This is a genomic window from Pseudomonas synxantha (assembly GCF_900105675.1).
Lineage (GTDB): Bacteria > Pseudomonadota > Gammaproteobacteria > Pseudomonadales > Pseudomonadaceae > Aquipseudomonas > Aquipseudomonas synxantha.
In genome coordinates this window covers 4,752,872-4,764,976 of record NZ_LT629786.1, presented here as the reverse complement: position 1 = coordinate 4,764,976, position 12,105 = coordinate 4,752,872, and the positions used below count along the sequence as shown (strand labels likewise).

General features: G+C 59.8%; 7 protein-coding genes. 4 read left to right on the top strand and 3 right to left on the bottom strand.

The window, feature by feature from the left end; translation table 11 throughout:
• The first annotated feature begins 166 nt into the window (after positions 1-166).
• Positions 167-715 (top strand): cytochrome b, encoded by a 549-nt coding sequence (locus BLU48_RS22035; protein WP_057021687.1) that lies wholly within the window; start codon positions 167-169, stop codon positions 713-715.
• Positions 716-972: 257 nt separating this feature from the next.
• Here the strand turns inward: BLU48_RS22035 and BLU48_RS22030 are convergent, their stop codons facing one another.
• The 3 genes from BLU48_RS22030 to treR form a co-directional block, all read right to left on the bottom strand.
• Entirely contained in the window at positions 973-1,743 is a 771-nt protein-coding gene (locus tag BLU48_RS22030) for an APH(3')-II family aminoglycoside O-phosphotransferase (RefSeq protein WP_057021686.1), read from the bottom strand.
• Between the two features lie 30 nt (positions 1,744-1,773).
• Positions 1,774-6,486, bottom strand: coding sequence for a membrane-targeted effector domain-containing toxin (locus tag BLU48_RS22025; RefSeq protein WP_057021685.1), 4,713 nt, complete (start codon positions 6,484-6,486; stop codon positions 1,774-1,776).
• 88 nt (positions 6,487-6,574) lie between these two features.
• Positions 6,575-7,279 carry a trehalose operon repressor gene (gene treR, locus BLU48_RS22020; RefSeq protein ID WP_046069426.1) on the bottom strand — a complete coding sequence of 235 codons (705 nt, stop codon included), beginning with the start codon at positions 7,277-7,279 and terminating at the stop codon, positions 6,575-6,577.
• A gap of 237 nt (positions 7,280-7,516) precedes the next feature.
• On the opposite strand from treR, the gene treP reads away from it, so the two are divergent.
• From treP to BLU48_RS22005, 3 genes are all read left to right on the top strand, one after another.
• Positions 7,517-8,959 (top strand): PTS system trehalose-specific EIIBC component, encoded by a 1,443-nt coding sequence (treP, locus tag BLU48_RS22015; RefSeq protein ID WP_057021684.1) that lies wholly within the window; start codon positions 7,517-7,519, stop codon positions 8,957-8,959.
• A gap of 118 nt (positions 8,960-9,077) precedes the next feature.
• On the top strand, positions 9,078-10,724 hold the full coding sequence (treC, locus tag BLU48_RS22010) for an alpha,alpha-phosphotrehalase (RefSeq protein ID WP_057021683.1): 1,647 nt from the start codon (positions 9,078-9,080) through the stop codon (positions 10,722-10,724).
• Between the two features lie 69 nt (positions 10,725-10,793).
• Positions 10,794-12,014 carry a maltoporin gene (locus BLU48_RS22005; protein ID WP_057021682.1) on the top strand — a complete coding sequence of 407 codons (1,221 nt, stop codon included), beginning with the start codon at positions 10,794-10,796 and terminating at the stop codon, positions 12,012-12,014.
• The last annotated feature ends 91 nt before the right edge of the window (positions 12,015-12,105 follow it).

Here is a 12,105-nt window from a genome sequence, read left to right as displayed (position 1 = left end):
GTTTGAGCGAAGTATCCAAGCCATTTCTTAACGAAGTCTGAAGGTGAAAGAAGATTAACCTGAGAGTCGATCTTCAGACTCTCTTAAGACAGAACGAGCAGGGTTATGCGGCCGGTTCAAGGCAACCGGATCAACCGTCCCTCACAACAATCAAGAGGCGCTTCTTATGACCAGCGACACCGCCGTAACCCGATATGGAAAACTTTCAATAACCCTGCACTGGCTGATGCTGGCCTTGTTCGTCGGGGTATATGCCTGTGTTGAAATCAAGGGTTATCTGCCCAAAGGCAGCGAAGCGCGGGGTTTGCTCATGGGCTTTCACGGCTTGTTTGGTACAAGCATCTTCGCCCTGGTCTGGGTTCGCCTGGCCGGGCGCCTGAGCCTACGACCACCGATCACCCCAAAACCACCGACCTGGCAGACCGCTATCGCGCATCTGACTCACCTTGCGCTCTACGGGCTGATGATCGCCACGCCTATCCTCGCCTGGCTGATGCTCGCCGCTGGCGACAAGCCGTTCCCGTACTTTGGCTTTCACATGCCGGCACCGGTAGCCGTGGACCCGGACTTCGCCAAACAGCTCAAGTACTGGCATGAGCTGATCGGCACTACGGGGTATTGGTTGATTGGTTTGCATGCGGCAGCGGGGCTGTTCCATCACTATTGGATGAAGGACAACACGCTGGAAAGGATGTTGTTTGAGCGAAATTCATGAGGGGGCCGATTTCTGTCAGTCGTCACAAGCAGTACCGGCCAGAAGCTGACGGGTTTGTAGTGGCCTGAGCAGGCTATTCTTGAGGCTGGGGGCATTTACGAACTTGGGGTGATTGATGAAAGGCCGTGTCACGATGAGGCAATGGCAGAGCTTTTTCAGGCCGATCCGTCTTTTGCGGTGGAGTTGCTGGCCGAGGTTGTTCGTGATGGAACAAAACCCCGGCCTGGTGCCGGGGTTTTGCTTTATGTGGCAGCCCTTTAATAGAACTCGTCGAGCAAGCAGTAATACGCAATGCGCTGCTCATCGGGCTCTACGCCGTAGCATTTGAAGAACGGCGCTACCCATGCTTGTCCAAAGTTCTGGGTAAGGCTGCGCGCTGCCAGGGCCAGGTCCTGGTAGCGGTCACTGACGCCTAAGCGACCACAATCGATAAAACCGCTGAAACGGCCGTCTGCTGTCATGAAGTTCGGCAGGCAGGCGTCGCCATGGGTCACCACCAAGTCCTGGATGATTGGCCGTGTCGATACCAGTTCGTCCAACACTTGCTCGGCGCTTTGCCCTAGTCGTTCATCGTCGAAGTCGGTCTCGTCGACCAGGCCGGCGTTGACGTGGTTTCGGGCGGTGGCGATGCGTAGGTCAAGGGTGTGATCGAAGGGGCAAAGGGCGATGGGAAGCTGATGCAGCTTGCGCAGGGCATTCGCCAGGATCTCTACGATGTGCGCCACAGGAAGGTCGTCGACCGTCGCCAGGTCCTTTCCTGGCATGGCGCTCATCAGTAGCCAGTGGCGATCCTGGTCTATCACCTCATCCACGACCATCGGTGCCGGTAGCCTTTGTTGCCGCAGCCAGCGCAGGCGCTCGATTTCGTTTGCCAGTTCAGCGAATTCCCCAAGGGGCTCGGACTTCAGGAACAGGTCCTCGCCTTGTTCTCTGCGCAGTCGATAGACGTCTGCGCGCGACTCGCCGATGGCCTGTTGTTCAATCAGTGCGTGGGGAAACTGTTCGCGCCATTTGCTCGGGATATTCACGGTGTTCTCATTTCCTGGTTCAGCTGCTGCTCATAGCGGTGTCGGTTTGCCAACCATTACCATACCCATGTCTTCAAGCGCGGCAAACAATCCTTTGAGGCTGTCAAAGCGCTTGCCGCTAACGCTCGGCCAATTGGGTCTTTCAATAAAGAAGTAGCCGTTCTGGTTACGAATATCCGTAGAGACCAGCTCTCCCAGTTTGCTGCGATGTTTCAGGATGGGTGACACCGACGAAGAGTCGACGGTAAACATCCCGGAACGTCTCAGCAGAGCGTCGAACTCCGCGGCGGTTGCAGGTTTCCGGGGGATCTGCGACTGAAACAACAGGTCGCTTTTCACCGCGCCTTCCTCGCCGGCTGCCGGGATGCCAGGGTCCGGGATGATGCCCTGGGATTGCCCGGGCGCAACATCCTCTACCCTCAGGCCATGTACTTCTTCCAGTTCGCTCAGCCCGGGAACCCCTTTGTAGCTGCTGACGTGGGTATTGCCCACCAGCGCCACCCATTTGTGCGCACCCTGGGCCGCCTGGTCGGCGCGAATCACGGTACTCGCGTAGTAGTTCATCAAGGCGTGGCGTTGCGCACCTCGGGCGATCTGGCTATCGGCCACGGCCGGGATAAACCCATCGGTCCGATAACTGGCCAGGCAATCAATGGCCTGGATGCGGATCTTGTGCGTGCGGGCGGCTTTGATCAGCTCCATGAAGTTGTATTGCCCCAACGGATCGGTGCCCATGCCGTTATCGAGGCTCTGCAGGTAGCGCCTGAGCGTCTCGGGCATTTCGCCGCTTTCGAAGAAGCTGTCCAGGGCGGCCTGGTGAAAGTCGCGCAGCAGGTGCTCGCAGTACAACGTCTTGACGTTTTTCTGCGCCAGTAACTCCATGTGCTCGATCAGCAGTTGTTTGCTGCCCACGCCGCTGTGGGCTTCGCCGACCACGATGCCACGGCCATCCTCCAGCAGTGCCTCCAGCCAGGTTGCCGTGGGGGCCTTGGCTGGCACCGAGGGAATGGGCGGGCGATTGGCTGCACGGAACCGACGCAGGAAGGCCACCGCATCCTTGAACAGTTGCTGCCTTCTGCTTTTGAACGGCGCGTACGGGTCGGCGCCGTTGTCAAAGAGGTTCACGCCCTCGTCGCTCAGGGCATATTTTGCAGTGCCCGGTCCGGCGGCGGCATTTTCCAGGGGGGGACGCAGGTCTGGCGGTATTTCATAGGCGATGGCCGGGCTTTGCACCGTCGGCACCGGTCGGCGGCCAGGCACCCGGTTCAGGAGTTGCCCGGCGCCGCCTTTCAGGCCAAGCCTGGGCAGCACTTCCCATTCGCCTTGTGCGTTGAAGCGCACCGGGATGGCTTCCGAGAAGGAGAAGGGTTTTTCAGGGTTGATGATTGCCCAATGTCCGCCGCCATTGACGTCATTGATGTACTGCACGTAATACGGCGTGTCGTTGAGCAGGATCGCCGCCGCGGGGTTGGATTCCAAGCGATAGATGCCTTGATACCGGCCGGGCTCGCTGACCGGGTTGCGGCCTTCGAGGATTTCATTGGCTTCCCACGATGGGGGGATTTCTGGCCGTAGGCTGGCTTCCACCGCGCCGGTGGGAATGGCCGAAGGTGCCAGGGCTGCGCCTGACTCGACCGTGGTTTCTACGGCAGCCTGCACGGCCGGGCGCTCCAGCTCTATTGTGGGGACCAGCGTCTTGGCCGGCGGCAGGCCTTTGAGCGTGAGGCCGTTTGCGCGCAGGGCGCCGCGCAGCTCAGGCAGCGTCTTGTAGACAGCCCCGTTGAGCCTTGGGAAGGCATCGCGATCAATGAAATAACCGGCGTCCGAGTGCTGGATGCGGTTGTGTACCAGGTTGTTCAGGCGGTTGCGGTGAATAAGCGTCAGCTCATCACGGGTTTGTTGCATGACGCAGTCCCCAGGTGAGCTGAGGGTTCTTTCAAGGTCTCTCTGTTCAAAGATGTAGGGGTGTATTTGTTCGCTCTCACGCATGGGCACTTGCAGGGAAAGGTCGGTGTCCAGCGCATCGAGTGGGGGTTTCTCCTGATCGAACGCTGATAGGTTATTCACCTTGGGGCCATAAGTGATCTTGATCTGGCTGCCTTCGCCGCCGAGTTCCTCGGTAACGCGCAGACTGGTCCCGCCGTTTATTTCGCTGATGCCGGCCACGCCTCTGAAGGTGTTGGTGTTTTCCGGCCCCGTGAGCACCACCCATTTGCCGACGCCGTTTTTGGCTTGGTCGAGGCGCAGGATTTCACTGGTGACGAAGTTCTTCGACATTTGCTCATCCATGGCCGACCCCTTGGGCAGGTAGTTGGCCAGGCATTCGCTGGCCTGGATACGCACCTGGTTATCGCGGGCGGCGTGCAGCAGTTCCAGGGTGTTGAAGCGGCCCATATTGGTCGGGTCCAGCTCGCGTAGATACTTGCCCAAGCGGTCGGGCATGACGCCACTGCGAGCGAAGGTGTCCAGGTCCAACTGATGCAGGTCGTTGTAGAACCTGTGCAGGTACAAGGTCTTGACGCCTTGCTTGGCCAGGTTGGGCATTTGCTTGATCAATAGATAGGTACTGGCGACCCGGTTCGGGCTCTCGGCGATGACCAGGCCCTTGGCATTTGCCAGGCTTTTTTCAATCAGTTGCTCGGGACTCATGCCTGGCGTGATGGCAGGCAGTGCCGGCCGCTCGGGCAGGGTGCTGGCGAAGAATGGCCGGGAGAAGAAATTGCGCGCGCTGCTGAGGATTTTTGCCCGCATGGGGTTGATGAAGTAGTCCGAGGTGCTGAAACTGCCAGCTTCGCCCGTGGGGGTGATGATCGGCTTAATGTAGTCCGGCCCGCCAGACATGGCGAGGCCGATGTCGAAACTGCTCTGGTTCTTCAGGTCAAAAGGGGTCGGTAGGCTGGAGGACGGGTTTCTAAAACCCGGCTCCCCATAGGCGCTTGGCCGGCGATAGTCGGATGCAAGTGGCGGCCGTGTACTCGTGGTCGGGGTGTCCATGGGGCTGCCGCCGCGCATCGCCTCGGAGGGGCGTAGCACCCGCTCCCATTCGCCCTCGGCATTCAGGCGTACGGGCAGTGAGCCGGTGCTGGCATGCGGGTTCAACGGGTCGATGATGGCCCAGGTACCGCCGCCGTTCACGTCCGCTTCATAACGCACGTAAAACACGGCGTCCTTGAGCTTGATCAGGGTCGAAGGGTTGGCATTGATGCGGTAGATCTGTTCAAAACGTCCGCCTTCGGTCATCGCCGTGGCACCGTCCAGCCCTTGCAGGCGCCGCCAGCTCGACGGTATTTGCCCCAGGCCGTCGCCGGGCAGTTGGGGCAATGCGGGTGGCGCCGGCACGGAAGGGCTTGCAGGTTCGGCAGTCTCGGGGTTCAACGCCTCGTCGTACTTGGCCATCTCGGCCGCTTCCGCGGCGTCGACGTCGGCACCCACTTCGGCGATGGGCCCGGGCCCATGCAGCGCTGCCAGGTTGAACAGGGTGTCGATCGCGCTGAACACCGAACCGGTCACCCCGGCCTTGCGCTCGGCACTGGTTCGGCCATTGACCGCCTGGTCGATGTTCAGGGCCAGGTTGGCGATGCTGGCGCCCAGCACCGGCAAGGCTATCGGCCATCCAATGACAGCCAGCGGCCCGAATATCTTGAGGCCGGCACTCAGGTAACCGATCCAGATTTTCTTGCTCAGTTGCGCATTGGTGGTCAGCAACTGCTCGGCTTCGTCATACATCGCTGCGCGGGTGCGGTCTCGCAACCAACTGAAGGCGTCCGTGGTGACCGCCTGGTTCTTCTGGTTGATCATGTGATGATCCGACTTGCCCCAGGTCTGCACCAGGCGATTCATCAGGTCAGTGATGCCGTCGGTCATGGCCTCGCGGTCAGTCAGGGAAAAGTGGCAAAGGAACAGGTCACGGGTCTTCTTGTCGTCCATAAGCCCGAGCAACCACCAGTGCAATTGCCCCGCGGTGTCGAACACTTTGAAGGCCTGCTGCTCACCTGGCACATAGAGTATTTGCCGGCCGGCGGCGTCAGTGATGCGCAACAGGTTGGTAGCCACGTGACCGTCCAGGTCAAGGGCGGCGACCTGCGCATCGGCGCCTGGCGCCACGTCGGTTTGCAGCATGGCCAGGCTGACCGGCCAGCTCAGGTGCGGGGCCACGGCCGTGATGCAAGTGTGGAAGTCTTCGGCACTCAGGTGCTTGAGTTCGAGGGCTTGCACCGCCTTGCTGAGGAAATTGCATTTGGCTTGGGTGCGAAAGGCTTCGGCGTGGTCCTGCCAGAAGCTGTCGAGCTTGTCGCGGTAAAGGTCACTGAACTTGAGGGCCCAGAAGTCCTTGAGCACTTCGTTGCCATGCAGGCGCACTTCATTGGTCTGGTTGAAATCGCCGTATTCCGGGCCTTTGGTGTAGAAACCACCGTACAGGTCCAGCAGGTCGGCGTTGTCATAGTCGGTGGCACGGAATCGATGAATCACCAACTCGGTCAGGGTCGTGGACTCGTAGGGTTTTTCCAGGACATGTTCCCAGCCGGTAAAGGTCAGCGAATTGCTTTGGGCCGCCTTGAAGCGGTGGTAGTACACCTCGTCCGGGTCGAGGCCCTCGACGCCGTGCTTTTTCAGAATGCCGAGGGCGGTTTCGTGAGCCGTATCGTGCAGGCTGGGGCAAGCCAGGATCACGCGTCCGGCCAGGGCCTTGAGGGCCGCCTTGTCGGCGGTGTTGGGCAGGGTGTGGGTTTCGCTCGAACTCATGGGAGTGCTCATCCTTCAAAAATGAAGGGCGAGATTCCCCCAGGCTGGCACGGGGAGGGCGCTACATAGTTAGGCTAAGGGGCTGTGCTCAGCGCCGTGCGATATCCGAAAAGTAGAACTTGTCCAGGGTATGGCGCGATTCGGTGTACTCGAACTGCCGCCCGTCCTGCAAGAACGTCTGGTTACTCACCACGATCACATGGCTTTGCCCGTCAAGGTCCAGGTGCGCCTGGTCGTCCTTGCTGCGCGGCAAGGCCTCGATGGTGCGCTGCGCATAGCTGATCTGCAGCTGCAACGTCTGCTCTATAAACGCGTAGATCGACTGTTCGGCGATCTCGCGATCCAGGCCGGGAATCAGCTCGGCGATGAAGTGGTTGATGTCCAGGATCACCCGTTTGCCGCCGATGCGTCGTACCCGCTTGATACGGGTGATCAGCGTGCCTGGGTCGGCCTCGAAGTGTTGCAGCAGTGGCCCTTCGAGCGGGAGCTGGGTGAATTCAACCACCTCGGTGCGTACGTCATTGCCCAGGTCGGCGTGGGTCTCATGGAAGCTGACGATACCGCCCAGCTGGAACTCGATCGGGTTGGGCGACAACACAAAGGTGCCCTTGCCATGGATCTTTTGGGCAAAGCCACGTTCCTGCAACTGCTCAATGGCGCGTCGCACGGTGCCACGGCTGGCTTGGTAGGCGTCCATCAGCTCGGTTTCAGAGGGCAGGCGCGTACCGCGTTGCAGGCGTTCGGTGGTGATGCTGGCAAGCAGATCCGTATAGATCTGGTTGTATTTGCTCATGAGATGGCTCTATGCCCGGCTTGCATTCAAGGCAGGAACCTTAGTGGCAGAGGTGGGGTTTGTCCATTGGGCAGCCGTGTAGCCAGGGGAAAAATCTGACGGGAAGTTCGCATTAATAAACAAAAGTGTAACTCGTACAGACGAGTTGTTGATTTAACTCGTACAGACGAGTACTTTTGCCCTCGGCGTGCTGCCAACGACTGCCACCCATAAAAACAATCACAGTGGAAAACGAGCATGAGCCACGACTATCCGACTATCGCCCGCGAGATTCTCGAAAACCTCGGTGGGCGCGACAACCTTGAGCAAGCTGCCCATTGCGTGACCCGCCTGCGCCTGGCGCTCAAGGACCCGAGCCTGGTCAACAGCAGTGCGTTGAACCAGGTCGACCTGGTCAAGGGATCGTTCTTTACCGGTGGCCTGTTCCAGGTGGTGATTGGCCCCGGCGAAGTGGAAAGGGTCTATGCCGCCTTGCGTGAACAGACCGGTCTCGCCGCGTCCACCATCGCCGATGTCAAGAAGGCCGGTGGCGAAAAGGTCAATGCCTTGCAACAGTTGGTGCGGGTATTTTCCGATGTGTTCATGCCGATCCTGCCCGCGCTGATCATTGCCGGCCTGTTGATGGGCGTGAACAACCTGATGGGGGCCAAGGGCATGTTCATTCAGGACATGACCTTGCTGGAGGCCTATCCGAACCTGGATGGCCTGTGGAACCTGATCAACCTGATGGCCAATACCTCGTTCGTCTTCCTGCCCGCGCTGGTGGGCTGGTCGGCGGCCAAGCGGTTCGGCGGCAGTGAAATCCTCGGCATCGTGCTCGGCCTGATGCTGGTGCACCCCGACCTGCTCAACGCCTGGAACTACGGCAAGGCGGTCGCCGGGCTCGATGGGCAGAGCCTGCCGTACTTCGACATCCTGGGCTGGTTCCAGATCGAGAAAGTCGGCTATCAGGGCCAGATCCTGCCGATCCTGATGGCCGCCTATGTCATGAGCGTGATCGAGAAATACCTGCGGGCACGAGTGCCGAATGCCATCCAGTTGCTGGTGGTGCCAATCACCACCATCGTTGTCACCGGTGTCCTGGCGCTGGCGATCATTGGCCCGGTGACCCGCCACCTCGGCATCCTGATTACCGAAGGCGTGGTCACGCTGTTTGAGCTGGCGCCGATACTGGGCGGCTTGATCTTCGGCGTGCTCTACGCACCGCTGGTGATCACCGGCATGCACCATATGTTCCTGGCCGTGGACCTGCAGCTCATTTCCACCCAGGGCGGCACCTTTATCTGGCCGATGATCGTCATGTCCAACCTGGCCCAGGGCAGTGCGGCATTGGGGGTGTTCTACATGAGCCGCAATGCGCGGGAAAAAAGCATGGCCTCGACGTCGGCGATTTCCGCGTATTTCGCCATCACTGAGCCAGCGATGTTCGGTGTCAACCTGCGATACAAATTTCCGTTCTACGCGGCACTGGTGGGGTCTGCCCTTGGCTGCATCTTCCTCTCGCTGAACAAGGTCCAGGCCTCGGCCATCGGCGTCGGCGGCCTGCCCGGGTTTATCTCGATCATCCCGCAGTACATCCCGGTGTTTGTGATCGGCATGGCCGTCGCGATCGTTGTGCCCTTTGTGCTGACCTGTGTGTTGAGCATGAAGATTATCCGGCCTGGGTATCGGGTCGCCTGATCCAACGCCATCGGGGGCAAGCCCCCTCCCACAGGGGAATGCATTTCAAATGTGGGACGGGGCTTGCCCCCGATGAGGCCCTCAAAGCCAGCACACAATTAATTGAAGGAACCCCACCATGCAAAACTGGCAACACTCGGTGATCTACCAGATCTACCCCAAAAGCTTCCATAGCCACGCGGGTAACGCTACCGGTGACCTGCTGGGCATCGTGGACAAGCTCGACTACCTGAAATGGCTGGGCGTGGATTGCCTGTGGATCACCCCGTTCCTGCGCTCGCCGCAACGCGACAACGGCTACGACATCAGCGACTACTACGCCATCGATCCCAGCTACGGGACCATGGCCGACTGCGACCTGTTGATCAGCGAGGCGGCCAAGCGTGGCATCAAGCTGATGCTCGATATCGTGGTCAACCACACCTCCATCGAGCACGAGTGGTTCCAGCAGGCGCGCAGCAGCCTCGACAACCCTTACCGCGACTTCTACATCTGGCGCGACCAACCGAACAACTGGGAATCCAAGTTCGGCGGCTCGGCCTGGGAATACGAAGCGCAGACCGGCCAGTACTACCTGCACCTGTTCGACCACACCCAGGCCGACCTCAATTGGGACAACCCCAAGGTGCGTGCCGAAGTGTTCAAGCTGATGCGCTTCTGGCGTGACAAGGGCGTGGGCGGTTTCCGCCTGGATGTGATCAACCTGATCTCCAAGCCCGCCGACTTCCCCGAAGACAACAGCGACGGCCGCCGTTTCTATACCGACGGCCCGAATGTGCACGCATACCTGCAGCAGATGCACCGCGAAGTCTTCGAAGGCCATGACCTGATCAACGTCGGCGAGATGTCGTCCACCAGCCTGGAACACTGCATTCGCTACTCGAATCCGGCCTCGAAAGAGCTGTCGATGACCTTCAACTTCCACCACCTGAAAGTCGATTACCCCAACCTGCAGAAGTGGGTGAAGGCCGACTTCGATTTCCTGCAACTCAAGCAGATTTTCTCCGACTGGCAACTGGGCATGCAGGCCGGTGGCGGTTGGAACGCGCTGTTCTGGTGTAACCACGACCAGCCGCGGGTGGTCTCGCGCTTTGGTGATGACGGCGAATACCGCGTGGTCTCGGCCAAGATGCTCGCCACGGCGCTGCACTTCCTCCAGGGCACGCCGTATGTGTACCAGGGCGAGGAACTGGGCATGACCAACCCGGGCTTCGACAAGATCGAACAGTACCGCGATGTGGAAACCCTGAACATCTTCCGCCTCAAGCGTGATGCCGGGGAGTCCGAGGCGTCGAGCATGGCGGCGATCATGCAGAAATCCCGCGACAACGGTCGCACGCCGATGCAGTGGAGCAGCCAGGCCAATGCCGGTTTCAGCCGTGGCGAGCCCTGGATTGGCATTGCTGCCAACGCTGCGCAGATCAACGTTGAAAACCAGCTGGATGACCCGGATTCGGTGCTGCATCACTACCGCGCCCTGATCGCCCTGCGGCGCCGCGAACCGCTGATCCAGGAAGGCATTTACCGCCCACTGCTGCAAGACCATCGCCAGGTCTGGGCGTACCTGCGCGAAGGCCATGGCGAGCGCCTGCTGGTGCTCAACAACTTCTACGGCACGCCGTGCGAAATCCAGCTGCCCGACCAGGTGATCAATCCGTCGAGCGCGCAGCGGCTGCTCATCAGCAATTACCCCGATTGCCCGGCGCGCACGAGCACGGTGGTGTTGCGCCCTTACGAATCGTTTGTGCTGCATCTCAAGGACTGAGCCGCCTCTACCGGTAATCGCGTCACGCAACAAAGTAAGAAAAAACAATAAAAATAAAAGGAGCGCTTCATGAAAACAACCATAAAACTGGGCCTTATAGCCTCGTGTCTCGCTGTACCGTTTGGCGCCCAGGCCCTGGAGTTCGCCGGTTACTTGCGCAGCGGCGCGGGCACGTCTACAGGCAGTGGCAAGCAGCAATGTTTCCAGCTGCCGGGGGCGCAAACCAAATACCGCTTGGGTAACGAATGCGAGCAATATGCCGAACTGGAACTGCGCCAGGACCTGCTGACGTTCGATGACGGTTCGGTGCTCAGCGTGGATGCCATGGCCTCCCTCTACAACAAGTACGACCGCTCCCTGAAGTTCCAGGGTGAAAACAACGGCTCGGCGCGCATGCCGCAGATGTATGCGCAATGGTCCAACCTGCCCGGTCTCAACGGTGGTTCGCTGTGGGCCGGGCGGCGTTACTACAAACGTAACGACATCCATATCTCCGACTTCTACTACTGGAACCAGAGCGCCACCGGTGGCGGTATCGAGGACGTGCTGATCGGCGGCTTGAAATACAGCTACGCCCTGTCGCGCAAGGACAACCTGTACCAGAAGGAATACGCCACCCGCCACGACTTCAACGTAGCAGGCTTCAACACCAACCCGGGCGGCGAGTTGGAGCTTGGCCTGAGTTATATCGCCAAGGCCGGTGGGCGTGATACCAACAGCGGTTGGGCGCTGACCGCGCAGCATGTGCAAACCGCGTTTCTGGGCGGCAAGAACAAGTTTGCCTTGCAGTACGGCGAAGGCCCAGGCACCGGGCTGGGCTACACCGGCAATACCCGGTTGGACAAGAGCAGCAAAAGCTACCGTGCCGTGGAGTTCTTTGACTGGCAGGTGACCCCGCGTTTCGGCGGGCAAGTCCAGGCGGTGTACCAGAAGGATGTACGTGCGGGGCGTCAGGACCAGAACTGGATGTCCCTGGGTGTACGCCCGGCGTATGCCATCAGCGAGCAATTCAAGCTGGTCGCTGAACTGGGTCACGATCAGGTCGAGGCTACCGGCGGTACACGCAAGCTGAGCAAATTCACGTTCGCGCCGACCTGGTCGCCCAAAGGCCCGGAATTCTGGGCGCGGCCGGAAGTGCGGTTGTACTACACCTATGCCAGCTGGAACCAGGCGGCCAAGCGCGCGGCGAATGAACTCGCGGCGGGCTCGGCGTTATCCGATACCGGCGCCTATGGCACGGCACGGCATGGTTCGAACATGGGCGTGCAAGTCGAATACTGGTGGAAATAACCGCGAACTAATGTGGGAGCGCGCAAGCCCGCTCCCACATTTGATCTGTGCCATCCCACCCAATGATTTTTACAGAACAACCCAACAGGTG